Source organism: Polyangium sp. y55x31, from assembly GCF_029946505.1.
GTDB lineage: Bacteria > Myxococcota_A > Polyangia > Polyangiales > Polyangiaceae > Polyangium.
In genome coordinates, this window is the sequence record NZ_JARZHG010000005.1 from 429656 (window position 1) to 453432 (window position 23777).

Consider the following 23777-nt stretch of genomic DNA (forward strand, 5'->3'; position numbering starts at 1 on the left):
GAGCGATGCTGAGCCGTATCATCACGTGGTCGCTCGGCCACCGCCTCCTCGTCATCCTCGCGACGGTCGCGGTCGTGATCCTCGGGGCGCTCTCCTTTCGCCGCCTGCCGCTCGACGCCTTCCCCGACACGACGCCGGTGCAGGTGCAGATCAACACGGTGGCCCCCGCGCTCTCGCCGCTCGAAATGGAGCGGCAGATCACGGCGCCGATCGAGCAAGCCATCTCGGGCCTCCCGGGGCTCGACGAGGTGCGCTCGATCTCGCGGTTCGGTTTGTCGCAGGTGACCGTCGTTTTCGAGGACGGGACCGACATCTATCTCGCGCGGCAGGTCGCCATGGAGCGCCTGCAAAGCGTCTCGCTTCCGCCTCCGATCGAGCGACCGACCCTCGGGCCCGTCGCGACCGGGCTCGGCGAGGTGTTTCATTACATCGTTTCGGGCGAGGGCAAGAGCCTGAGCGAGCTTCGCACCGCGCACGACTGGATCGTCAAGCCGCAGCTCCGCTCGGTCCGCGGCGTCGCCGAGGTGAACGCCTGGGGCGGCGACGAGCGGCAGATCCACGTGGTCGTCGATCCGAAAGACCTCCAGCGTCGTGGCCTCACGCTTCTGGAGCTCGCCGAGGCCATCGAGCACAACAACACGAACGTCGGCGGTGGCAGCCTCGATCGAGCCGGCGAAGCGACGCTCGTCCAGGGAATCGCGATTGCGACACGCCCGAGCGACATCGAGGACATGGTGATCACGGCGCACGAAGGTGTGCCCGTGCGCGTCCGCGACGTGGCGAAGGTCGTCGAGGGGCGTGAGATTCGCCGCGGCGCGGTGACGGCGGACGGCAAGGGCGAGGTCGTCCTCGGCCTCGGCTTCATGCTCATGGGCGAGAACAGCCATGACGTGACGAGCCGGCTCAAGGTGCGGCTCGACGAGATCAAGAAGAGTTTGCCGCCGGGGATCGAGGTCACGACCGTCTACGACCGCACGGAGCTCGTGGATCACGTGCTGCGGACGGTCCGGACGAACCTCCTCGAAGGCGCGATCCTCGTCATCGCGGTCCTCTTCGTTTTTCTCGGCAACCTGCGGGCCGGGCTCGTGGTGGCCTCGGCGATCCCGCTCTCGATGCTCTTCGCGTCGAACCTGATGCTTCGTTTCGGCATCGCGGGGAGCCTGATGAGCCTCGGCGCGATCGACTTCGGCCTCGTCGTCGACAGCTCCGTGATCATGGTCGAGAACGCCACGCGGCGGCTCGCGGAGGACAAGGGCGAGACGTCGACGATCGAGGTCGTGCGCGACGCGGCGCTCGAGGTGCGCAAACCGACGATGTTCGGCGAGCTCATCATCATGATCGTCTATTTGCCGATTCTTTTCCTCGAAGGGGTCGAGGGAAAACTCTTCCGGCCGATGGCATTGACGGTGATCTTCGCGCTCGCGGGCTCGATGTTGCTCTCGCTCACGCTCATGCCGGTGCTCGCGAGCTTGCTCCTACCGCGCAGGATCGTGGAGCGGGAAAACATCGTGGTTCGGGCGCTCTTGCGGGTGTATCGCCCGGCGCTCCAGTTCGCGCTGCGCCGAAGGCGGTTCGTCGTGGCCGTCGCCGTGACGATCCTGGGCGGGGCGGCCGCGCTCTCCACGCGGCTTGGCTCGGAGTTCGTCCCGCGCCTGAACGAAGGCGCCATCGTGGTCAATACGATCCGGCTCGCGGGGGTCTCCGTGGAAGAGTCGACGCGTTACGGCCTCCAGATCGAGAAGACGCTGCGGGAGAAGTTTCCCGACGAGATCGCGCGCGTCTGGACGCGCACGGGCACGGCCGAGGTGGCCACGGATCCGATGGGGATCGAGCTCTCCGACGTGTTCGTCACGCTCACGCCGCGGGAGCGATGGAAGCGAGGCGCGACGCAGGACGAGCTCGTGCGCGCCATGCAAAGCGAGCTCGAAAATCTGCCCGGCATGCGAATGGTGTTCACGCAGCCCATCGAGATGCGGGTGAACGAGATGGTCGCCGGGGTTCGATCGGACGTCGGGGTGAAGCTCTTCGGCGAGGACTTCGAGATCCTCAAGGAGAAGGCGCGTGAAATCGAGGCGGTCCTGAAGACGATTCCGGGCGCGGCGGACGTCGTGACGGAGCAGGTCACGGGGCAGCCGCTGCTCCAGGTCGAGGTGGATCGGGCGGCGATCGCGCGCCACGGGATTCCGGCGCACGAGGTGCTCGACGTCGTCGCGTCGCTCGGGACGCGCGAGGTCGGCCAGATGCAGGAGGGCGAGAAGCGTTTTCCGATCACGCTGCGGCTCGACGATCGGTATCGCACGGACATCGAGGCTGTCGGGCGTATTCTGATCACGGCTGCCAACGGCACGCAGATCCCCCTTTCGAGCGTGGCGCATTTGCGCCTCGTCGAGGGCCCGTCCTCCATCAACCGAGAGTGGGCCAAACGGCGGATCGTGGTGCAGACCAACGTGCGCGGCCGCGACGTCGGCTCGTTCGTCGAGGAGGCGAGCACGCGCATCGACGAGAAGGTCGTTTGGCCGGCCGGTTATTACGTTCGTTATGGCGGCCAATTCGAGCACCTGGAACGGGCACAGGCGCGGCTCCTCGTCGTCGTGCCCGTCGCGCTCGCGCTGATCTTCGCGCTCCTTTACTTCACGTATGGCCGTGTCCTCGACGCGGCGCGGGTGTTCACGGGCGTCCCGTTCGCCGCGATTGGCGGGATCGTCGCCTTGTGGCTGCGCGGGCTGCCGTTCAGCGTCTCCGCCGGCGTGGGGTTCGTCGCGTTGTCGGGGGTCTCGGTCCTCGCGGACATGGTGCTCGTCTCGACCGTGCGGCAGCTCCTCGGCACCGGGATGCCGGTACGCGACGCCGTCGAGCAGGCCGCGCAGCGGAGGCTTCGTCCGGTCCTGATGACCGCCCTCGTCGCGAGCCTCGGGTTCTTGCCGATGGCGCTCAATACCGGCGTGGGCGCGGAGGTGCAGCGCCCGCTCGCGACCGTCGTCATCGGCGGCGTCCTTTCCTCGACGATTCTCACACTCCTCGTTCTCCCTGCGATCTACGTCCTGTTCGGTACGGGCAAAGTCACGAACATGAAGGGTTCGGAGTCGACATGAATACGAAAATGGCAGGCTTCTTGAAGGCAGAGCTGGATGCCTCGACGGCCGCCGAGGCGAACGGCGACATGGCGACGGCGTGGCGCGCGCTCGAGCGCGCTCACATCCTCAGCCAGGCATTCGCTGTCGCGCATACCGGCGTCCACTGGGCCATGTTCCGCTTTGCGTATCGGCGCGGGGACGTGCGCGAGATGCTCGGTCAAGTGCCCCGTCTCCTCCTGGCCGCGCCGGGGTCGCTGCTCGGCCGCGCGCCCCTCGGCAATACCGGCGGCGCGAACGTCGGGATCTTCAGGCCGATGCCGATCCCGGAGGACCTCCGGGCAAAACTCGCCAGCGCCGCAGAGCGTTCCTGAGGGCGCGGCCGTCAAGGCCTCGGCCCCCGCCGATCCTCCACGTGTCGGCGCAAGAGCTCCGGCGTCTGTAACGCATACGTGCGGATCTTCTCCTGGAAGAGGAGCTTGATCACCCCGAATTCGAGGTGCAAAAGCGCGCCGTACGTGAGCAGGGTTTTTCCGCCCTCGGCTGGGTCGACCCGGAAATACCCCCAGCAATCGCCGATGTCGTGCGGCCGTGACGGGTCCATCCAGAATCGGACGAGCGACGGGGTTTCACGGCGCGCGCGGACGGTGTATTCACCCGAGACCTTGGCGCCGCCTTGACGGAACGTCAGGAAAAAGTCGTCGCCGTTCCGGCCGACGAGGCGCGCCTCCTGCGTGAGCGGGAAAATGTACCGATACGAGCCCGGGTCGAGCAGCACGGCCATGACCTCGGCGGGTGGAGCCGCGATGACCACGTACCCGAGGCCGCCGATGAAATCGCCCTCGGGAAGCTCGACGTCGAAGGTCCGCTTGACGACCTCCCCCCGCGCGAGGCGGGTCTTTTCGTCCGCGGTGAGGGAACCGGCCTGCGCGTGGCCCGGAAACGCGAGGACGAGGGCGCAGAGGACCGCAAGGAGGGCGAGGAGGCGGCGCGCCATGCCCCCACGGTGGTGTCGCGTCGGGCCGGACGCAAGCCCCGACGACGCGAGGTCAGGCGTCGCGTATACTCCGCGACCATGTACGCAGGTCACCTCGATTTGACGCAGCCTCTCGTCTGGACCGTGGACGACGCGCTCTCGCCCGCCGACTGCGACGCGTACATCGAGCGCATCCGCACGGGCAGCCAGGAGATCGCGCCGATCGTGGGCGAAGACGGCGAGCCGGAGGTCGACCTCGCGGTCCGGAACAACACGCGCGTGATGTGGGACGACGCGTCCGAGGCCGACGGCCTCGTCGCGCGCGTCGGGCCGCACGTGCCGAAGCTCCTCATGGGCATGAAGCTCGCGGGCGGCAACCCGCGCATCCGCTTGTATCGATACGGGCCCGGCGAGCAACACGGGGCGCACTGGGACACCGTGGTCCACCTCGACGGCGGCGTGCGTAGCCTGGTGACGCTGGTCTTTTACCTGAACGATGATTTCGAGGGCGGCGAGACCGATTTTCCGGAGCTCGAACGGCGCATCACGCCGCGGCGAGGGCGCGCATTGATGTTCCAGCACCGGATCCTCCATATCGCGAGCGAGGTCGTCCGCGGCGAGAAGTTCGTCCTGCGCACGGATATCCTCTACAGCCCGGCCTGAGCCGCCCGCGCGAGGAAATCCTGCCGTTACGTGCACGGAATGTCCGGGGCCGTACGTTCGAACCTTGAACTGATGGGGCGGTTCGGCGAGGATCGCGGCGCATGCGGAGCGGCGAGATCGTGGACGGGCGGTTCGAGCTGGAGTCGCGGGCGAGCTCCGGCGGCATGGGCACCATTTGGCGCGCGAAAGATCTCGCGACGAGCGAGACCGTCGCGCTCAAGGTCCTCCGGGATCCCGACCACGGCGCCGAGCGATTCCTGTCCGAGGCGCGGATCCTCGCGCGGCTCGAACACCCCTGCATCGTGCGGCACATGGGGCACGGGCTCACGGCCGAAGGCGAGCCGTACCTCGTCATGGAGTGGCTCTCGGGCGAGGACCTCGCGACGCGCCTCTCGCGCGCGCCGCTCGAAATCGACGCGGGCCTCGCGCTCGTCCGGAACGTCGCGGACGGCCTTTCCGCGGCGCACGCGCGGGGCATCGTCCACCGCGACATCAAGCCGAGCAACATCTTCCTCGTCGGCCGGCGTGTCGATCGCATCAAGCTGCTCGATTTCGGGATCGCGCGCGCCTCCACGGGCTCGACCGTGCTCACGCGTTCGAGCTCCGTGCTCGGCACGCCCGGCTACATGGCGCCGGAGCAAGCGCGCGGCGACGAGGTCGTGGGCCCACGCGCCGACGTCTTTTCGCTCGGCTGCGTGCTCTTCGAGTGTTTGGCAGGACGACCGGCCTTCCAGGGCTCGCACCCGATGGCGCTGCTCGCGAAGCTCCTGCTCGAAGAACCGCCCGAGCTCGCGGTCGTGCGGCCGGAGGTGTCGGGGTCCGTGTCGAGCCTCTGCGCGCGCATGCTCTCGAAGGATCCGAGCCAGCGGCCGGCGGACGGGGCGGCGCTCGTGGCCGAGCTCGTCGCCATCGGCGGAATCACCTCGTCGAGCTCGCCGTCGGTCCGCAGCATGACGCCGTCGCGGCTCAGCGAGCGGGAGCGGCGGCTCCTGTCGATCGTGGCGATTTCCGGCACGTCGCGCGGCGCGCTCGACGAGGTTCGCCGTATCGCGGAGCCGCTTGGCGCGTTCGTGGATACGCTCGCCGGGGGCACGATCTTGATGGTGCTGCCCGGCGTCGGGAGCCCGGCCGATCAGGTGGTGCGGGCGGCGCGCGCCGCGCTGGCGATTCAGGGGGCATCGCCCGATCGGATCGTTGCGCTCGTGACGGGGCGGAGCGACCTCGCGGATCGGCTCCCCGTCGGGGATCTCGTCGAGCTCGTGGCCTTGCTGCTCGACAGCGCCCGCGAGCACGGCAGGCCCGGGGTGATCGTCGACGAGGTCACGCGTGCGCTGCTCGATCCACGATTCGAGGTGGAGGAGCACGCGGGCCATGTGTGGCTGCGAAGCGAGCACGCGCGCGGCGAGGAGACGCGCACGCTCCTCGGCAATCCGAGCCCGTTCGTCGGGCGCGAGCGCGAGCTCACCACGCTGCTCGATTTGCTGCAGCAAGAGTTCGACGAGCAGCGCGCGCAGTCCGTGCTCGTCACGGCGCCCGCGGGGATGGGAAAATCACGATTGCGGCAGGAGCTCATCGCGAAGCTGCAGCTCGAGATCCCCGACCTTTGCCTCGCGGTGGGCCGCGCCGACGCGATGCGCTCGGGCGCGGCGTTTTCGGTGATCGCGTCGGCGTTGCGTATGCTCATGGAGATCGAGGTGGGCGAGCGGCGCGAGGTGCAGCAGGAAAAGGTGTCGTCGGCGGTGCGCGCGCTCCTGTCGGGCGAGGCGGCGGAGCGGACGGCGCCGTTTCTGGGCGAGCTCGTGGGCGCGTCGTTCCCGGACGAACGCAATCCGCTGCTCCGGTCGGCCCGCGAGAATGCGCCGCTCATGGCGGGCCGGATCGAATCGGCGTGGGTCGAGTTCATGCGCGCCGCGGCCCGAAAAGGGCCGACGCTGCTCGTGCTCGAGGATTTGCACTGGGGGGACGGTTCGTCCGTGAAGCTCGTGGATACGACGCTGCGCGAGCTCCGGGACGAGCCGTTCGCGGTGGTCGCGTTTGCCCGGCCGGACATCCACGATCTCTTTCCGCGGATCTGGGCGGAGCGGACGCACGAGGTCCGGCTCGGACCCTTGCCGCGCCGCGCCGCTTCTGCGCTCGTGCGGGCCGCGCTCGGGGACGACGTCGACGACGCGCTCGTGGCGGGGCTCGTGGCGCGGTCGGAAGGAAATGCGTTTTACCTGGAAGAACTGGTCCGGGCCTTCACGGAGGGGCGCAGCAGCGGATTGCCGGAGACGGTGCTCGGGATGGTCGAGGCCCGCCTCGCCGCGCTGCCGCCGGACGTTCGGCATTTCTTGCGCGCGGCCAGCGTTTATGGGGAGGTGTTCTGGCCGAACGGGGTGAGGCGGCTGCTCGGCGGTCGGAGGCCGGTGAACGTGGACGCGGCGCTCGATTATGCCGTGGCGCGGGAGTTCGTGACGCGGCGGAATTCGCGGCGGTTCGTCGGCGAGGAGGAATATGCATTCCGGCATGCGCTCCTGCGAGAAGGGGCGTATGCGATGTTGACGGAGCGGGATCGCGCGCTCGGGCATGGACTCGCGGGGGCGTGGCTCGAGCGCGTGGGCGAGCCGGATCCGTCGGTGCTGGCGATGCATTTCGAGCGCGGCGGGCAGGGCGCGCGGGCGGCGTTCTGGCACGCGCGGGCGGCGCAGACGGCGATGCGCGGCAATGACTTGCAGGCCGGCGTGCGGGCGGTCGAGCGGGGGCTCGCGGCCGGGCCGACGGACGAGGTCGCGACGGATCTCTGGGCGCTCCGGGCCCGCATCGCCTCGGCCTCGGGTGATTACGAGGCGTCGCTCGCGGCGGCCGAGGAGGCTCTGCGCCGGACGACGCCGGGATCCGTGGCCCATTGCATCGCGCTGGAGGGCGCGATCGGGGGCGCGATGTTGCTCGGGCGTCACGACACGCTGAAGGACCTGAGCCGGCGGGTGCTGCAGACGGAGCCCGCGCCGAATGCGCTCTCCGCGCTGGCGCGGGCGCTCGCCCCGCTCATCGCCGCGCTCGCGGCGAGCGGCAATGCGGACGCATTCGTGTTTCTCGAAAAAATGCGCGCGACCCTGGCGGCCAGCATCGAGGTGGAGCCGTCGCGGGCCGGCGCGCTCGCGTATGCGTCGGCGATGGTGGAGAAGAACCTCGGCCGTAATCCGTGGCTCGCGCGGCAGTACGCGCTCGACGGCGTGCGATTCTTGGAGGAGGGCGGGGAGCGGCACGTGGTGCCGATGGTCACGGCGCTGCTCGTCGGCATTTGCACGGATCTCGGCGCGTTCGAGGAGGCCGAGTCGTGGCTCGATCGCACCGAGACGCGCCCGTCGAGCATGGCGGCGAACGTGGTCCCGGCGTATCTCGCGCAGCTCCGGCTCGCGCAAGGCCGCTTCGAGGAGGCGATCACGATGTCACGCACCGTGGCGGAGCGGGTGCACGGCAAGGACGGCAACGTCGTCAGCGCGCTTGGTTCCATCACGCTGATCGAGGCCCACATCGAGCGCGGCGACGTGGAGGCGGCGGAGTCGCTGATCGACACCACGAGCAGCCGAGGAAACCAGCTCGTCGGCGCCGCATGCGCGTGGTTCCGATCGAGGGTTTTGCTCGCGCGGGGACGCGCCGCCGAAGCGGCGAACGTTTGTCGCGAGGCGCTCGTGCTCCATCGGCAAATCGGGCCGCGCGGGGTGGAACGCGTGCTCCTCACGCTCGCCGAGGCGCTCATGGCGGCCGGGGATGCGGAGGCGGCGAAGGCGACGCTGCGCGAGGCGCACAACGAGCTCGGCGCGCGCGAGGCGGCGATCGGGGATCCGGTGTACCGCCGGCACTTCGTCGAGCGTGTCCCCGGAAACGTGCGGATTCGAAGGCTCGTGGGCGCGTGGCTCGGGGGCGGCTCGGCGTAATGACGCTCGGGTGACGGGTCGATGTCACGCGCGTAGACGACGTGGCAGCCGCGTGAAGGAAGGGTGTCGCGCGCGTCGCGTGATTGCCTCGACGTTTCCGGTCGATTAGGCATCGCCCGCGTGAACGGGCCGCCCTCGGAATGTCTTCGTCTTTGCCTCGCGCTCGCGCTCGGGCTTTCGGCGTGCGGCGAGAGGACCGAGGAAGAGGCGCGCAAGGCGGAGATCACGAGCGTCATGGCCCGGGCCGACGAGCCGCTCCTCCGCGCGAGGCCGCGCCTCTGCGAGGGCAAATACGCGCGGATGGCCGCGAGCGCGTACGATTTTTATCGCGGCACGGTGCCGCTCTCGCTCCACGATTATCGGGGGAACAATTTCGGCTTCGGCGCCTCCGCGTTCGCGCTCGCGGGGCCACTCGTGCCCGCGCTCGGGGATCCACATCCGGAGAACTTCGGGGCCTTGCTCGCGGCCGACGGGACGCTCGCGCTGGAGCCGAACGATTTCGACAGCGCGGATTTCGCGCCGTATCTCTGGGACGTGCGCCGCCTCGTCGCGGGAATGGCGCTCGCCGCGCGCCTCGCGAACGCGGACGATCCGGCTGCGCAGGCGGCGACGGCCGCGGCGTCGCGCGACGTGGCCCGCGCCGCGGCAGAAGGGTATGCGGAGGCCATCGCGGCCCTCGCGAAAGGGGCGCCGCGTGAACGGATCACGGAGGGCGGGGGAGATCCGAACCTCGAGGATCTGTTCGAGCGATCGATCGAGGATCGGGACGCTCGCGCGGAGCTCGACGAGCTCACGACGCTGGTGGGCCCGGAGCGTCGTCTTCGTCGTGGTGTGATCGATCCGGAGGAGCCGACGGGCGTGTACCTCGACGTACCCCCGGCGGCGTATGCCGCGCTTCCCGCGGCGATCGAGCGATATCGCGGGACGCTCCTCGATCCGCCGCCGCCTGCCTTCTTCACGCTGCTCGACTCCGCGCGCGAGCTCGGCTCGGGCGTCGCGAGCTGGGCCCGGGTGCGGGTCATCTTGCTCGTGCGTGGACCAACGGACGATCCGGCCGACGATGTCGTGCTCGAATTGAAGGAGCTCGGCGACAGCGGGCTCGCGGGCCTTTATCCGCCGGGCGTGTTTTACGACGGCGTCGCCGAGCGCGTGCGCACCACGTCGCGCGCGGCCTGGGCACGGCCCGACGCGGAGCCGCTCTGGGGGACGACGGATTGGATGGGGTTCGTCTGTCAGATCAAGCGTGAGAGCGAGGGGCAAAAGACGTTGCGGACGAGCCGCATGCGCGAGGAGCGAGGCACCCCGGAGGCGCTCGCGAGCCTCGGGCGTCGGCTCGGAGGCGTGGTGGCCCGCGCGCATGCGGCGGTTCCCCTGGGCACGTCGTGGGCGGTGGGGGACGTGGCCGAGGTGATCGGGCGGGATCCAGGAGGGTTCGTCGCGGAACAGGTCGAGGTCGGCGATCGATATGCGGCGCAGGTGCTCGCCGATTGGCGGCTGTTCCAGGAGGCGCTCGCGGAGCGCGGACCGCGGCTCGGTGTTCCGATGGATCCGGCGGATACCCCGCCGTCCGATTTGCGCGCGCTTTATGGCGACGCTCATGTGCCCTGACGGGAGTGACGGACTCGCATGCGCATTCACGCTTTGACGACGGTTTTTGCGGTGTTGTTTGTTTCTGCGGCACCTTCGGCGGCGCAGGAGGCGGCCGCAACGGCTCCCGCAGCCGCGCGCGCTCCCGCGACCGCTCCCGCTTCCGCCTCCGCTCCCGATTTCAATGGCACCGCGGCGCCTCCGACCGCAGCAGGGACCACGGGGCTCAAGGTGGCGCCGGGGCTCGAAATGTTCGCGCAATACGCGGTTCGATGGACCGCGACCGAGCCGGGGCAGCGATCGTGGTTCCACCTGTTCGAGGTGCCGCGCGTGCACGGCGCGATCACGGGGGAGTTTGGCCCGGCCATGGGGCGCGTCGTGCTCGAAGGCGTGCGCTCGGCGAGCGAGGGAGCGCTGATCGGCGTGGCCGGCGATAGCATCGTGCTGCGGCTCCGCGAAGCGTGGGCCGGGGTCCGGTATTCGTCGTGGTTCGTCTTCGCGGCCGGCGTCGTTCCGACGCTCACCGTGCCCGAGCTCGAAGGGACATGGCGGCTCAGGGTCGTCGGGCCCGCGCCGATCGAGCAAACCGGCATGCTGTCGCCGGCGGATCTCGGCGCGACGGCGCGGGTGAACTTGCCGCGGCAGTATGGGTTCGTCGCCGTCGGCGCGTACAACGGCGAGGGATACACGAACCGGGAGCTCAATCGCGGGAAAAATATCGAAATCGCGGCGTCGGTGCATCCTGCGCCCGGCGGGGCCGCGCGGCCGCTCGCGGTGTTCGGATCGTACGTGATCGGCTCGTCGGGCACGGGGCTCTCCCGCGCGGACAGGTTGACCGGATCGGTGCTCTGGCAAGGCACGCGGGTGCGCGCGGGCGCGTCCGTCACGCACGCGTGGGGGCTCGCGGACGACGGCGCGCGAAGGTCCTTGCTCGTCGATGGATTCGTGCGGCTCGAACCGATCGATCGGCTGATGTTCGGCGTGCGCGGCGCTTACTGGAATCGGGATCTCGGCGGGGCGGGGGATACGGTGGTGACGGTGACGGGCTCGGTCGGATATCGCGTGGCGCAGCCGCTCGAAGGGCACGTCGCCGTGACGCGGCAGGCGCCGGGGGAGGTCGCGAGGGCGGCGCTGCCCGGCTCGGATTTCTGGGAGCTCCGGCTCGCGAGCCGGGTCGTATTCTGAAAAAAGGAGACCACGAGATGGCGCGAATGGAGTTTTTCCTGGCAGGTGTGTTCGTCGCGGCAACCGCCGTGCTCGGTTGCTCGGAATCGACGGAGAATCCGCCTCCCACGGGGGGCGCGAGCTCGTCGAGCTCCTCGGGGCAAGGCGGCGGCGGGAGCGGCGGAGGCGGAGGCGGCAGTGGCGGAGGCGGGCAGGGCGGCGGAGGCGGCGCCGGCCAGGCGAAGGTGGTGATCAACGAGATTTCGGCCACGGGCGACGATTGGATCGAGCTCGTCAACGTGGGCGACGCGGTGATGGATCTCGACGGATACGGGATCGCCGATCAGGACGGCGACATGCCGAAGCTCGCCGAGGCCGTGCGTTTCGAGGCCGGGACGAAGCTCTCGCCGGGCGCGTACCTGCTCATCGTCGCCGGCCTCGACATGGCCGCGCCCGGACCACAATCGGATTGCCTCCCGGACGGCGGGCCGGCGACCTGTTATCAAGCTGCATTCGGGATCAGCGCGTCGAACGGCGACAAGATCTATCTCCTGTCGCCGAGCGACGCGATCGTCGAGGAGGCGGCCTATCCGGCGGCAGCCGTGGCGGATGGGCAGACGTACGGCCGGGTGCCGAACGGCATCGGCGATTTCGGGGCTTGTGATCCGACACCCGGCGAGGCGAACACGAAGGCGCCTTGAGGGATCAGTTCGGGACGATGACGAATTTCACGCCCGGGAGGTTGATGCCCGGGCCGCCGAGCCGGAGCGTGCCCTCGACGAGCGAGATGCTCTGATCGGCCTGGTTCACGGTCTTCACCGTGCCCACGATCATCGCGGCGTCGGCCACGCCGCTCGGGTTGATCGGCAAGGCGACAGGCTGCATGTAGAGCTTGTCGCCGTCGAGCCGCGCCCACACCTCCTGCCGCTGCTGGCTTCCGAAGAGCTGGGGTTTTACGATCAGGGTCATTCCGCCCGGGCGCGGGGTGTCGCTCGCTTCGAGCACGTAATCGAGCGGGGTCATCATGCCGCCCGGGCCCGGGACCGTGACGGTCATCTTCATGGCCTTGGGCCAGGCGCCGATCGCAGGGTTCGCCACGACGAACTCCGTGCTCCGCTCGCCCGAGGTCGCGCCGCCCGAGAGGAACGGTAGGCCCGGCAAGACGCGGAATCGATACTTGGCGCCCGCCGTGAGGGGCGTGGTCGGGACGAACTCGACGCGGCCGCCCGTCACCTCGACCGAGCCGGCGACCTTTTCGCCTGCCTCGGTTTCGAGGGTGACGTATTCCGCGGCGAGGTCGGCCGCGGTTTTTCCGGGCTGCGAGTCGTCGATCGGATCGGCGAACGCGACGCTCGGGCGGATGTCCGGGTATACCGCTTCATCGCTGTCGATGTCGGGCCAGATCGCGAGCGGGTGCGCGCCCTTGGGCGTGAGCTCGCGCAGGAACTGGAGCAGATCGGCCTTCTCGTCGGTCGTGAGGTCGGCCTGCACGTAATTGATGGCCACGTCGAGCGCCGCTTCGAGGTCGCGCGCCTGTCCCTTCACGAAATACACGCCGTGGCGGTAGACGCCGAGCAAGGAGGGCACGTCGGCCGGCTCGCCCGATTTGCCGACGGGGATGTATTCGCGCGACGTGTAGAGCGGCGGCACGTGGCAGCCATAACAAGCGGCTTTGCCCTCGAAGAGGTCTTTCCCGCGGAGGGCCGCCTCCGTGAAGCTTCCGTCAATGCGGGTATGGCCCGTCTCGCGCGGCGCGCCGAGGAGCGAGCCGAGGAACGCCTGCATGCCGAGCGCTTCCTCGGGCGTCGCCGGGCGGCCGACGATCGAGCTCGGGCCCTGATAGCCGAAATTGTCCGTGTTCGAGACGTACGCGCCCCATTCGAGCGGGGTCGTCGCGTCGAGGAGCTGGAGCGGCCGGACGTTGTGCCAGATCTGCGGGCCGAAGCGCCAGACCATGCCGTCGTTCTGCGTTTCGACGTGGCAACTGGAGCAAGCATGATTGGCGGCGAATCCGCCGCCCGGGCGCGTGAAGACACGCTCGCCGAGGGCGACGTTCGCGGGGCGCGGATCCTCGGCGAGAGATACGGTCTGCACGACGGCGCCCGCTGCGTCGAGGAAGCGCGCCTCGAAGCTCTGGTAGCTGTGGACGGCGACTTCATTTCCGATCTTGACGAGCGCGCGCGTGCCGGGGCCGACGGCGGTGCGGCTTTTTTCGACGAGCGTGGCGCGGTCGAGGGCCACGACGACGTCCGAGGACTCGGACGCGACCCAGATCGTTTCGCCCACGCCGAGCACGCCCGAGGGATTGACGACGGCGCCGCCCGAGCCCGATTGCCGCGTGAGATCGGCGCGTCGAAGGACGGTGCCGTACTCGGGTTTGGCCGGGTCGGCCCCGAGCACGACGACCTCGTGCACGAACGGCATGGCGTTCGGCGCCGATTGCGAGGGCTCGGGGTCACCGTCGGTCGAGGCGACGTAGAGTTCGCTGCCGTCCTCGGAGAGCGCGATCGAGCGGAGATCCGCGGCGATACCGGAGATCGCGAGCGAGACCTTCTGCGTCTCGGTGTCGACGATCCAGATGTCCTCGTCGTCGCCGGGGCCGTAGGTGCCGCGCGTGTCCTTGATCTTGTTGCCCGAGCGATACGAGGCGACGAAGAGGCGCTTTCCGTCGGCCGAGAGCGCGAGCGCGCGTGGGTCGAAGCCGACCGGGATCGAGGCCTTGACCTCGCGTTTGTCGAGGTCGACCACGGCGACCTTGCGCATCGTGGCGAGCGAGACGTAGAGCGTCGTGCCGTCGGGCGAGATGGCGAGGCCGCTCGGCTCGTCGCCGACCCAGAGCGCGTCTTCGAGGACGTTGCGGTCGCGATCGACGATGCCGACCGTGTCGCCGCCGCGTTGCGCGACGTAGACCTTCTTGTCGCCGGGGTGATGCGCGATCGCCGCGGGCCAGGCGCCGACCGTGATCTCGCCGGCCTTCTTCCACTGGCCATTGTCGGCGACGAGGCGCGTGACGGTGTACGAGGCGCCGTTCGCCGTCCAGAGTTCGCCGTCGACCGCGGCCGCGCCGTGGAGCGGCGTGAGGTGGTGGTTGCGGAAGCGCGCTTGCGGGGTGCGCGCGACGGCGCGGAGCGTGAGCTCGGTTTGCGCGGGGTCGTTGAGGCGGAAGGTGTACTCGCCGGGGACGTCGGGCGTGAAGCGCGGCTCGGGGGCGCCGATGTTGTAGACGGCGTTTTTGCTCTCCGCGGGCGCAGCGACGACCTGCCACGCGAGATCGGCCGGGCAGCCGGCATCCGTCAGGAATCGCGGCAGGTAAAACGTTTCGCCGAGGGTGTGGGCGCGCGGGTTCTGGAGCGGGAGGAGCGCGTCGGCGCAGGCGACCCCGGGGGTGCCGGTGCTCGAGCTTCCGCCGCCGACGCCGCCCATCCCACCGGCGCCGCCGACGCCGCCGCTCCCCCCGCTGCCGGAGGCGCTGCTCGAGCTCGTGCTCGTACCGGGGTTCGTCGGGTCGTCACCGCAGGCAACCGCGGCAAAGGGAGCGCAGCCAACGAGGATCGCGAGGAGCTGAGACAGGCGTAAGGATCGCATGGTTTGTACACTCTTTGTGGAAGGTGTGTACACGGTCGCAGACACACGGGACCCTTGCAAGATCTATTTTAGACCTTTTGAGATACGAAACTACCAGGAAAGGTGATCAGGACCGCTGCGGAAAATCCGAGGGGCGGCGGCGGGCGAGGTAGTCGGCGATCGCGGGCAGGGCGCGGACGTCGTCGAGGAAGCGCTGGAGCGAGCCGTGGCCGTCGAGGCAAGAGGGGACGACCTCGCGGTGCGATTCGAGGGTGTCGAACGCGAGGAAGTCGGCGTGCGTGGGCGAGGGGCCGGCGAAGTAGAGGGCGCCGCGCTCCTCGGATTGTTCGAGCAAACCTTCGAGTGTCGCGCGGAAGCGAGGGAAGACGTCGCGGAAATGCGCGTCGACGGCGGCTTGATCTTTCAGCCAGCCGGGGTTGTAGGCGACGCGGTTCCACGCAGCGCGGAGCTCGAGGACGGTCTCGGCGACGACGTCGGCGCGGACGCGCTCGTCCTCGTTCGTCCCGTCGAGCCCGAAGACGCGGGCGAGGTGGCGGAGGATGGCCTGGCTCTGGGGGATCACGCGTTCGCCCCCGGACGAGCGCTCGATGAGGACGGGGACCTGGCCGAGGGGGACGGTCTTCTTGAGGTTCGGCCACTCGGCGCGCGGGATGCCCCGGTCGACGTAAGGGGCGCGCGCGTAGGCGAGGAGGAGGCGGATCGACTCGGCTCGGCCGCGGATGTCGAAGTAGACGAGCTCGCGCTCGGGATCGTGGCTCATGCTTCGTGAGGAGACCCGAGCCGGCGAGGGGCGTCAATCGGACGGGGGCGTGTTTGCCCAGGAACGCGATCTGCCCGAAAGAGGCTCGACGCGGCGCGGGATCCCTTGCTAGAAACGCGGGCAGATGGCGACGATCGAGCTCCTGCGTCACGGCCGAGAGATGGGGGCGCGGCTCGCCGCGGATCTCGCCGAGGCGACGCGGGTCTGCATCGCGGTGAGCCGCGCGGAGGCGAGCGCGCTCGGGGTGGTCGATCTCGTGGGGTTCGTCGAGCGCGGCGGCGAGCTTTTGCTGCTCGCGGGGCTCGACGGCTACGGGACGGAGACGGCGATGTTGCGTCGCTTCGAGCGGATGCCGGGCGCGCGGTGCCGCCTCTACCACGCCTGGGGCGGGACTTCGTTTTTGCCGCGGCTCTACGTGCTCGACAGCGGGGCGCGGCGCGTGGTGTACGTGGGCTCGTCGGACCTCGCGGCGTCGGGGCTTTCGCGGGACCTCGCGGTGAACGTGCGGATCGAGGGGAGCGTGTCGGAGCCGGAGCTCGAACGACCGATGCGGCTCTTCGAGGAGCTCTTCTGGTCGGAGCTCTCGTGGCCCTTGTCGGAGGCGTTCGAGGCCGAGTACGAGGCGCTGCGCGCGGCGCGAAGGGCGGCGATCGAGCGCGCGCCGGATCCTTCGGCCGAGGCGCGGCTCGATTTTTCGGTGGCGCAGAAGCTCGGCGAGCAACGCGCCAAGGCCGCGGCGCGGCGGCACCTGCTCGTGGTGACGGCGAAGAACTACACGCTCTGCATGCAGACGAAGAGCTTCGGCCGGCGCAGGCAAGCCGAGCTCGAGCGGTATGGCAAGGGCGATCCGTTTTTTTTCCACGTGACCGGGCGCGGCCGGGGGCTGCGGGCGATGGGGATGTTCGTGGGGGAGACATACCGGGACGACACACCCTCGTTCCGGGGGATGGACGGCGGGGCGCAGCCATTTCGAAAAAAATTCGTGGTGCTGGGAGAGCTCGGCAAGGAGATCCGGACGCGGCCGATCCTGGAGTCCTTGCGGCCGGGCGCGCCGAAGCACTGGTTCAATGGGTTCGTCCAGGATAGCCACACGCTTTCCTTCGAAGATTTCGAGGCGCTGCGCGGGGCGTTCGTCACGGCGCTCGCCGCGGAGCAGACGAAGGCGAAGGGCTGAGCCGAGCCGTCCGGACCGGACCCTCGGAGGCCCGGACGGGCTCGGGACAAACCGGGTTCACGGACAAACCAGGGTCCCGGAAAAACCACGGTCCCGGAAAAACCGCGCTTGACGTTCGGGGGAAAACCGAGCATGAAAGAGCCTTGGCCAGGCGCGCAGAGTTCGGCATCCTCCCCCATGAGGACGCGTACATGCGTAAGGAATCGACCCGATTGGGGACAACGAAAACGAGCACCCGCAAAGACGCGATGGCGGTGTCGACGAAGCGACGAATGAGAGACGTACGAAAGGGGGAGAACGAGGCTCTGCCGGAGCTGCCTACGGAGCTCGCCCTGGGCAGTGATGGTCTCCTCTACGTGAATGCCGAGGGCATCGATCCGGCGCGGTATGCCGGGCGCAAGATGTTCACGGGATTCGCGATGACGCCGGAGGAAGCGGACCGAGCCGTGGAGGAGATCCATCGGCTCGCGTTCAACGTGACCGTCAGCGTGCAGGCAGGGAAGTCGAGGTCGAAAAAGAAGAAAGGGGGTGGCTCGAGCGGTTAGCAGGTCGTCGAGAAATTACGGATCCACCACACGGACGTCGAGGAACCAGGGGCCGCTGTCCTGCGCGAGCCCATCGATCTGGAGGAAGTACATGCCCGGATCGAGGGTGAGATCGAGGAAGCTCTTGTTTTGGCCATAACCGACGGCGCAAGCCTTGGGTACCTCGACGCCGGGGCAATCGGGCCCTTTGCGAACGTCGAGCAGCGTCGTGTAGCCCGATCCGCCCATGTCGAGTATGACGCGTTTTTTATCAGACAGCGAGAGCCCGAGGAGCTGGTCACGCGCCCCGCCCTCGGGCCCTCCACCTTGATCACACCCGGCATTGAAGCTCGCCGTGGCATTCGCGGTGTTGCCCTGGAAAAAACCGCCCGTTTCGGGGATCATGAGCACGTCGGCGCAAGCGTCGGCGAAAGGCACGATCAAAGGCGGCGTGGTCTTGCGGACGAACGCCGTGACCTGCACGGGCTGGCCGAGGAGTGATTCGGCGATGACCCGGTAATCGCCGGCCGGGACGTTGCGCTTGCCGACGCGGAGCGGCGATTGCGCGCCGGAATCGCAGACGAGCTGGTCGGAAGGATCGGCGCAAAGCGGGAGGGAGAGCGAGACGGCGCCATTGTCGCCCTGGGAGATTCGCTGGACGAGGAGGACGTCGGAGGCGACAGGCAAGGAGAGCGAATAGGCCGCGTCGACGGCGCCAGGCAGGCAGCCGAGCTTGACGTCGTCCTGTCGTTCGAGGAGGTCGACGTCGAGCGTGACGTTCGGCGTGATCGCGGGGGCGCCTTCGCAGGTTTCGTCGGGGAGAGGCTCGGTGGGCGGCTCGATCACGACGGTCGTGGAGACGACCGTGGGCGCGGCGGCCCCAACGGCGACGTGATACGTGCCCGCCGGGAGCGCGTGGCGGAAGACGTCGACGATCGGCGCGCTCTGGCAGGTGATCTCGTTTTCAGGCAGCGCGCAGACCGCGTCGCGGAGGGAGATCACGGGGTAGCCGTCGCCGTCGACGGAGCTCGCGTAGACGTGGACGTTCGCGGGGGAGGCGAGGTCGAAGCTGTAGAGGAGCTCGCCCGTGAGCGGGGTGCAGGCGATGCCGACGTCCTTGGCAGCGTCGATCAACGTGGAGAAGAAGGGGACGCCGAAGGTGATGGGCTCGGCGGTGCCGCAGGTCTCGTTCGTGGGAACGGGTTCGGGCGGGAGGAAAGCGACGTCGAGGAAGACAGGCGTGTCCGCGTCGGCGAAGACGTAGAGAGGGAGCGCGAGGGCCTTCGCCGGATCGCCGAGGCCGCGGCCGCGAATCTTGGCGAAGCGGCCGCCCTGGAGGTTGAAGAAGGACTTGCCGCACGTGATCTCGGTGGAGGGATCGCCGCACTGGCCGAGGAGCGCGATGGCGACGTCGGGTCCGTTCGTTCGGGCCGTGATCTCGACGTCGAGGGGCGGGCCGGCAGGGAGGACGATCGCGGCGACGACGTCACGCGCGGCAGGCTGGTTGTCGACGTTGCACGAGGCGGCGAAGTTCGAGGCGGCGGCGGTGGTGTCGATCGTGTAGGCGCCGGGCGCGTCGATGACGAGGGGATCGCCGCAGGTGTCGTGCTCGGGCGAGGCGCAGCCGCCTTCGTCGACGGCGCCGTCGCAGTCGTCGTCGGTGCCGTTCGCGCAGACCTCGGGAAGCGCCGGGGAGACCTTGGGATCGGCGTCGTCGCAGTCGCCCTTCGCGACGCAGTGGCCGTCGGGCGAGCCGTCGCCGTCGGCGTCGCGCAGGACGTGGGTGCAGGCGCCCGTGGACTCGACGCAGGCGTCGATGGTGCAGACGTCGCCGTCGGAGCAAGCGACGGGCGCGCCGGCGAGGCAGCCGAGCTTGGGCTCGCAGCGCTCGACGCCGTCGCAGTAGACGCCGTTCTGGCAAGCCGCGTCGTCGGGGCTGTGGCGGCATCGCGCGATCGAGACGTCGCAGGCGTCGACGGTGCAGGCGATCGCGTCGTCGCACTGGGTGTCGTCGTTGCAAGGGCCGCCGAGGGTGTCGTCGGGGCTGCCTCCGTCGTCGGGATTACCGCCGCCGGCGCCGCCGCCGTCGGGTTCGTCCGCCGCGTCGGGGCCGGCGTCGACGGTGAAGGGGTTCGGCGCGGTGGATGGCCCACATGCGGCGGCGAGCGCGGCCGCGGGGAGGAGGGGCGCGATCCAGCGGAGATGGGGCGAGAGCCGCAGCCGCGGTTCCTTCGTCTCGGCGCTCGTCATGGCAAAGGAAGGAGGGGCGAGGTCCGCCTTCAGCGTAGCAGGGCAGGACGGGTTCTGGCATCATGCGTCGGCGCGATTTCTCGAAGAAAGCGCAGAGGACGGAGATCGGGTGACGAGCGATCGATTGACGCGCAACGAGCTGACGTGGCTGCTCGCGCAGGAAGCCCGCACTGCAGCGCAGAAGCTCCGCCAGGGAGTGATCATCCAGGACGGGCCCCCGGGCTCCGTTCGCGTGCCCGACGGCGAGAGCACGGTCGCGGTGGAGACTACGCTGAACCAGCTCGACGAGGCCGTCGGCATGCTGGCCTCGCTCCACGGGCACCCTGCGACGCGAGGGCGGCGAGGCAAGATCGATCTCGCGCAGCTCATGTGGGAGGTCGCGCCCGAGGCGCGCGTGCAGATCGAGATGGGCGAGGGCACGACGGTGTTCGGCGACGAGGCCGAGCTGCGTCGCATGCTGCTCTTGCTCGTCGGTCAAGCAGGCGATCCGGCGAACGCGAAGGGCACCTCCGAGGTGAGCGTGCGCCGCGAAGGCGAAGAGGTGAAGGTCAGCGTGGTGCTCGGTCCAGACCAGCCCGCGACGTTCGAGTCGGAGCGCGCGTGGCTGTCGCGCATGGCGATCCGGCACGGAGGGCGTCTCGAGCTCGACGGGTCGATGCAGACGCTCGTGCTGCCAGCCGACGTGGACATGCAGCGGCAGGAGCTCGAGAACCTGAAGCGAGAGCTGAAGGCCGCGCAGGAGCAAGGCGAGGCCTACGCGCGCGAGCTCGCCGCGGTGTTCGCGAGCGGCAGCGCGAAGGTATCGAGCACGCCGCCGGCGAGCGCGTCGATCGAGCCGGTGAGCAGCGAGGGGCTCGCGGTGCTCGTGGCCGGAGTGCGAGGGCTCGTGTCGGAGCTACGCGGCATCTTCTCGGCGATCACGCGCGACCTCCTGCCGCTGCGTGATCGGCAGGGCGAGGTCGGCGACATCGTGGCGAGCGCGATGCGGCACGTGACGGCAGCATCGGAGACGATGGCGGATCTCGCGCGGCTCGGCGCGTGCCCGATCGGCGAGCTGCCGCGGCACGTGGACATCGCGGAGGCGCTGCGGGACGTGGTGCGCGACGACGTGGGGCGCGCAGCGCGGCACGATGTGCGCGTGACGCTGCACGCGCCGCAGAGCGCGTACGAGGTGGCGCAGATCGGGGCGCTGACGGTGCTGATGCACGCGCTGCTCGATCATGCGATCAGCGCGTCGCCGCCGGGCACGGAGGTGGTGCTGACGCTCTCCGAGCATACGAGCGGCGGGTATGCGCTGACGGTCGACGACGCCGGGCACCCGTTGCCCGAGGCGGCGAGGACCGGCGTGCTGAGCCGTGATTTCGAGGTGCTCGCGGCGGGTCGTCCGGCGGGGATCTCGCTCATCGCCGCGACGGCGATCGCGGCGCACGTGCGCATGCAGCTCGAGATCGATGATGCTCCGAGCGGCGGCGCGCGCGTGCGCCTGATCATTCCGAAGATGAGCGCCTGACGCGTTAACGGCCTCGTCCGCCGGCTGCACCGAGGAGCGCGAGCGCGCGCTGGAGGTCGGCCGGCGTCACGAGGCCGACGACGTGCTCGCCCTCGTCGAGCACGAGCACCGCTTCCGCTTCCCCGTTCACGAGCGCGTCGAGCGTGGCCGCGGCGTCGTCGCGCGTGTGCACGCGTGGCACGTCCGTCCGCATGGCCTTGCCCACGGTCGCGTCGGGCGCGCGGTGGAGCTCGGGCCGCGCGAGGTCCCACGCCGTCACCACGCCGAGCACGTGATCCGGCGCGAGCTCGGCATGCTCGTGCTCGCCGTCGACCACGAGCGCGCCCGCGAGGTTCTGCCGGAAGAGCCGCCGCGCGACCTCGCCCGCGCGCTCGTCGGCGTGCGCCTCGCCGAGCCGGTCGTTCATCACCTCGGCCACGGGCAAACCTTCGAGGACCTGCCTCCACTGGGCCCGCCCCTGCTCGCCCGCCGCGCCCATGTAGACGAACACCGCGATGAGCACGAGCAGCACGTTGAACGAGAGCAGCCCGAAGAGGCCGAAGAGCACGGCCATGCCCTTGCCGATCGTCGCGGCCACGCTCGTCGCGCGCCGGATGCCGAGCCGCGTGGAGAGCAGGCCGCGGAGCACGCGGCCGCCATCCATGGGGAAGGCGGGCAGGAGGTTGAACGCGCCGAGCACCACGTTGGCGAGCGCGAGCGCGAGGAACGCGACGCGCACCTCGGCGAGGAGCGGCAAGAGCGAGGCGAGCCAGCAGGCGACCGCGATGCCGAAGCTCGACAGCGGGCCGGCGAAAGCCATCCACGCCTCGCGCTCCGGCCGCACGTCGCGCTCCATGCGCGAGACGCCGCCGAGCATCATGAGCGTGATCGATCGGACGCGGACGCCGTTCGAGAGCGCGACGAGGCAGTGCGCGAGCTCGTGCAGCAGGATGGAGACGAAGAGCCCGATCGCGAGGATCACGCCCCACACGAGCGGCGGCAGGAGCAGCTCGCTCCGCGGGAGGCCGACGGCCTCGGCGATGGCCCTGAACTGGGAGGACGTGACGAACGCGACGTACGGGAGAAACAGGACGAGCGTGATGTGCAGCTTCACCGGGATGCCGCGAATGCGGAAGATCGTCCAGCCACGGTCCAACATGGTGCTTCCTCCGGTGGCAGCGCGCGCGCCGGGCCGAGCTGCTCGCCCCGACGGGGGCAACACGCGTGCCCCGAGGTCGCTCGACGTGCGGCGAGCTTCGCGGCGCGTTACGCGGCCTCGTCGACCACGTCGCTGTCGATGTGGAAGCCTTCGCCGTCGGGCGTGCTGATGAAGCGGAGCGCGCCCGATGCTTCGAGCGCGTCACAGAGCTCCTCGGCTTCGAGCTGCGAGACGCCGAACCGCTCGCAGAGCGCGTCGCGCATCGCCGTTTTGCCGGGAAGGTAGTCGGCGCCGACGAACGTGCCGAAGCGGGCGCGCAGCGCACGCCCCGCGCTCGCAGGCCCGAGCACGAAGGTCTCCTCGGGCTCTTGCTGGTGTTGCATCGAAAGGCTCCCCCCCGGGTTCATGGAGACGCGCTGCCGAGGCACAAGGCCCCCTTCCGCGCGAGCGATCAACGGGGGTTCGTCGGTGCGGATCGGACGAGCGGGTGCTCGAGCTGCAAGGCGAGGTCGACGCCGAGCCAGAGGCCTTCGATGGTACCGCCGAGGCCGCCCCTGGTTTCGAAGCGCGTGGGCCGGAGGATGGCGCCCGGGCTCAGGTGAAGGCCGAGCCAAGCAGGCCCGAACGCGCGCACGTCGACGCCGAGCAGGCCACCCGCGCGGCCGGAAAAAGCGTCACGCGTGCCGACGATGCCGTCCGTCGCGCGCACGTCGCTGAGGTGCAAGAAGCCGAGCGCGGCGTCGGCGCCGAAGAGGAGGCGGACCGACGAACCGAGGTAGACGCGGTAGTCGACGGCGAGCCCGACTTCGAACCAGCGGGTCGCGTCGGCGCTCGTGGAGCCCGTGAGCCAGCGGGCGGTCGCGCGTTCACTCACGCCGGCGCCGCGGAAGCCGAGCGAGGCGCCCGCGCCCCACAAGGCGCCGGACGAACCGGGCAGGAAGACGAAGCTCGGCGCGGCCGACCAGACGATCGCAGGCGCGCGGCGCGCCGCGAGCTCGAGCTCCTTCGGCGTGGGCGCGCGCGGGGCCGGGGCCTTGCGCGGACGGAGGGGGCGCGCCTGCGTGCGGACGAGCTCGTTCGCGGCGATGGCCACGAGGCGCGCGGCGACGTCGGGGTTGAGGCCGCCGATCAGGATGAAACGTCGCCCGGCGGCGCGCTCGGCGAGCCTCGCTTCGATGAGGACCTCGGACGGGCTCGGGAGATCGATCCAGACGTGCGCCACGTCGTCGCCGAGCGGGCCGCTGGGACCAGGCGCGAGCGTGCCCGTGTCGTCGAGCTCGATCTCCAGCAAGCGCCGCACGCGGGCCTCGCCGCCGAGCGCCTCGGCTGCGGCGCGCGAGATCGAGAGGCGCACCTCGACGCGGCGCGGGGCCGTGGCGGCGGGCGCGGGTGTGGCGGGCGCGGGCCCTTCAGCGCGCGCGGCGCTCGGGCCGAGGGCGAACGTCACGAGGGCGGCGA

Annotated in this window: 17 protein-coding genes; 10 read left to right on the top strand and 7 right to left on the bottom strand. The window is 69.8% G+C overall.

Annotated features, from left to right (window positions below):
- Nucleotides 1-5: 5 nt before the first annotated feature.
- Together QHF84_RS13380 and QHF84_RS13385 are read left to right on the top strand one after the other, a co-directional pair.
- A complete protein-coding gene (locus QHF84_RS13380; protein ID WP_281313652.1) occupies nucleotides 6-3092 on the top strand; it encodes a CusA/CzcA family heavy metal efflux RND transporter in 3087 nt (1028 codons plus the stop codon).
- Nucleotides 3089-3445: a DUF3703 domain-containing protein gene (locus QHF84_RS13385; protein ID WP_281313653.1), complete on the top strand. Its 357-nt coding sequence runs from the start codon at nucleotides 3089-3091 to the stop codon at nucleotides 3443-3445. Before QHF84_RS13380 ends, QHF84_RS13385 begins: the two co-directional genes overlap by 4 nt.
- 11 nt (nucleotides 3446-3456) lie before the next feature.
- Here the strand turns inward: QHF84_RS13385 and QHF84_RS13390 are convergent, their stop codons facing one another.
- The gene (locus QHF84_RS13390) at nucleotides 3457-4068 is read right to left on the bottom strand and encodes an SRPBCC family protein (protein ID WP_281313654.1); all 612 of its coding nucleotides are present in this window, start codon (nucleotides 4066-4068) and stop codon (nucleotides 3457-3459) included.
- 78 nt (nucleotides 4069-4146) lie between these two features.
- Here QHF84_RS13390 and QHF84_RS13395 point away from each other — a divergent pair, with 78 nt between their 5' ends.
- From QHF84_RS13395 to QHF84_RS13415, 5 genes are all read left to right on the top strand, one after another.
- Nucleotides 4147-4710 (top strand): 2OG-Fe(II) oxygenase, encoded by a 564-nt coding sequence (locus QHF84_RS13395; RefSeq protein ID WP_281313655.1) that lies wholly within the window; start codon nucleotides 4147-4149, stop codon nucleotides 4708-4710.
- A gap of 101 nt (nucleotides 4711-4811) precedes the next feature.
- Nucleotides 4812-8627, top strand: a complete 3816-nt coding sequence (locus QHF84_RS13400) for a serine/threonine-protein kinase (protein WP_281313656.1) — start codon at nucleotides 4812-4814, stop codon at nucleotides 8625-8627.
- A 120-nt stretch (nucleotides 8628-8747) separates the two neighbouring features.
- A complete protein-coding gene (locus tag QHF84_RS13405; RefSeq protein ID WP_281313657.1) occupies nucleotides 8748-10235 on the top strand; it encodes a DUF2252 family protein in 1488 nt (495 codons plus the stop codon).
- A gap of 51 nt (nucleotides 10236-10286) precedes the next feature.
- Nucleotides 10287-11399, top strand: a complete 1113-nt coding sequence (locus QHF84_RS13410) for a hypothetical protein (RefSeq protein WP_281313658.1) — start codon at nucleotides 10287-10289, stop codon at nucleotides 11397-11399.
- A 17-nt stretch (nucleotides 11400-11416) separates the two neighbouring features.
- Nucleotides 11417-12079: a lamin tail domain-containing protein gene (locus QHF84_RS13415; protein WP_281313659.1), complete on the top strand. Its 663-nt coding sequence runs from the start codon at nucleotides 11417-11419 to the stop codon at nucleotides 12077-12079.
- 4 nt (nucleotides 12080-12083) lie between these two features.
- On the opposite strand, the gene QHF84_RS13420 is transcribed toward QHF84_RS13415, so the two are convergent.
- The gene (locus QHF84_RS13420; RefSeq protein ID WP_281313660.1) at nucleotides 12084-14963 is read right to left on the bottom strand and encodes a YncE family protein; all 2880 of its coding nucleotides are present in this window, start codon (nucleotides 14961-14963) and stop codon (nucleotides 12084-12086) included.
- A gap of 106 nt (nucleotides 14964-15069) precedes the next feature.
- Nucleotides 15070-15723, bottom strand: coding sequence for a glutathione S-transferase family protein (locus tag QHF84_RS13425; protein ID WP_281313661.1), 654 nt, complete (start codon nucleotides 15721-15723; stop codon nucleotides 15070-15072).
- A gap of 124 nt (nucleotides 15724-15847) precedes the next feature.
- On the opposite strand from QHF84_RS13425, the gene QHF84_RS13430 reads away from it, so the two are divergent.
- On the top strand, nucleotides 15848-16897 hold the full coding sequence (locus QHF84_RS13430) for a hypothetical protein (protein ID WP_281313662.1): 1050 nt from the start codon (nucleotides 15848-15850) through the stop codon (nucleotides 16895-16897).
- Between the two features lie 272 nt (nucleotides 16898-17169).
- On the top strand, nucleotides 17170-17442 hold the full coding sequence (locus QHF84_RS13435) for a hypothetical protein (RefSeq protein ID WP_281313663.1): 273 nt from the start codon (nucleotides 17170-17172) through the stop codon (nucleotides 17440-17442).
- Between the two features lie 15 nt (nucleotides 17443-17457).
- Here QHF84_RS13435 and QHF84_RS13440 read toward each other — a convergent pair whose 3' ends face one another.
- Complete coding sequence (locus tag QHF84_RS13440) at nucleotides 17458-19671, bottom strand: putative metal-binding motif-containing protein (RefSeq protein WP_281313664.1); 2214 nt, start codon at nucleotides 19669-19671, stop codon at nucleotides 17458-17460.
- Nucleotides 19672-19780: 109 nt separating this feature from the next.
- Here QHF84_RS13440 and QHF84_RS13445 point away from each other — a divergent pair, with 109 nt between their 5' ends.
- Complete coding sequence (locus QHF84_RS13445; RefSeq protein ID WP_281313665.1) at nucleotides 19781-21181, top strand: sensor histidine kinase; 1401 nt, start codon at nucleotides 19781-19783, stop codon at nucleotides 21179-21181.
- Between the two features lie 4 nt (nucleotides 21182-21185).
- Here QHF84_RS13445 and QHF84_RS13450 read toward each other — a convergent pair whose 3' ends face one another.
- The 3 genes from QHF84_RS13450 to QHF84_RS13460 all read right to left on the bottom strand — a co-directional run bounded on the left by QHF84_RS13450 (nucleotide 21186) and on the right by QHF84_RS13460 (nucleotide 23766).
- Complete coding sequence (locus tag QHF84_RS13450) at nucleotides 21186-22319, bottom strand: site-2 protease family protein (protein WP_281313666.1); 1134 nt, start codon at nucleotides 22317-22319, stop codon at nucleotides 21186-21188.
- Nucleotides 22320-22426: 107 nt separating this feature from the next.
- Nucleotides 22427-22702, bottom strand: coding sequence for a hypothetical protein (locus QHF84_RS13455; protein WP_271927236.1), 276 nt, complete (start codon nucleotides 22700-22702; stop codon nucleotides 22427-22429).
- A 68-nt stretch (nucleotides 22703-22770) separates the two neighbouring features.
- Nucleotides 22771-23766: a hypothetical protein gene (locus QHF84_RS13460; protein WP_281313667.1), complete on the bottom strand. Its 996-nt coding sequence runs from the start codon at nucleotides 23764-23766 to the stop codon at nucleotides 22771-22773.
- Nucleotides 23767-23777 lie beyond the last annotated feature (11 nt).

Coding starts and splice junctions, on each gene's coding strand:
- QHF84_RS13395 (WP_281313655.1), top strand. CDS start 4,147: ATGTACGCAGGTCACCTCGATTTGACGCAGCCTCTCGTCTGGACCGTG.
- QHF84_RS13380 (WP_281313652.1), top strand. CDS start 6: ATGCTGAGCCGTATCATCACGTGGTCGCTCGGCCACCGCCTCCTCGTC.
- QHF84_RS13420 (WP_281313660.1), bottom strand. CDS start 14,963: ATGCGATCCTTACGCCTGTCTCAGCTCCTCGCGATCCTCGTTGGCTGC.
- QHF84_RS13455 (WP_271927236.1), bottom strand. CDS start 22,702: ATGCAACACCAGCAAGAGCCCGAGGAGACCTTCGTGCTCGGGCCTGCG.
- QHF84_RS13400 (WP_281313656.1), top strand. CDS start 4,812: ATGCGGAGCGGCGAGATCGTGGACGGGCGGTTCGAGCTGGAGTCGCGG.
- QHF84_RS13390 (WP_281313654.1), bottom strand. CDS start 4,068: ATGGCGCGCCGCCTCCTCGCCCTCCTTGCGGTCCTCTGCGCCCTCGTC.
- QHF84_RS13430 (WP_281313662.1), top strand. CDS start 15,848: ATGGCGACGATCGAGCTCCTGCGTCACGGCCGAGAGATGGGGGCGCGG.
- QHF84_RS13385 (WP_281313653.1), top strand. CDS start 3,089: ATGAATACGAAAATGGCAGGCTTCTTGAAGGCAGAGCTGGATGCCTCG.
- QHF84_RS13440 (WP_281313664.1), bottom strand. CDS start 19,671: ATGACGAGCGCCGAGACGAAGGAACCGCGGCTGCGGCTCTCGCCCCAT.
- QHF84_RS13450 (WP_281313666.1), bottom strand. CDS start 22,319: ATGTTGGACCGTGGCTGGACGATCTTCCGCATTCGCGGCATCCCGGTG.
- QHF84_RS13435 (WP_281313663.1), top strand. CDS start 17,170: ATGAGAGACGTACGAAAGGGGGAGAACGAGGCTCTGCCGGAGCTGCCT.
- QHF84_RS13425 (WP_281313661.1), bottom strand. CDS start 15,723: ATGAGCCACGATCCCGAGCGCGAGCTCGTCTACTTCGACATCCGCGGC.
- QHF84_RS13415 (WP_281313659.1), top strand. CDS start 11,417: ATGGCGCGAATGGAGTTTTTCCTGGCAGGTGTGTTCGTCGCGGCAACC.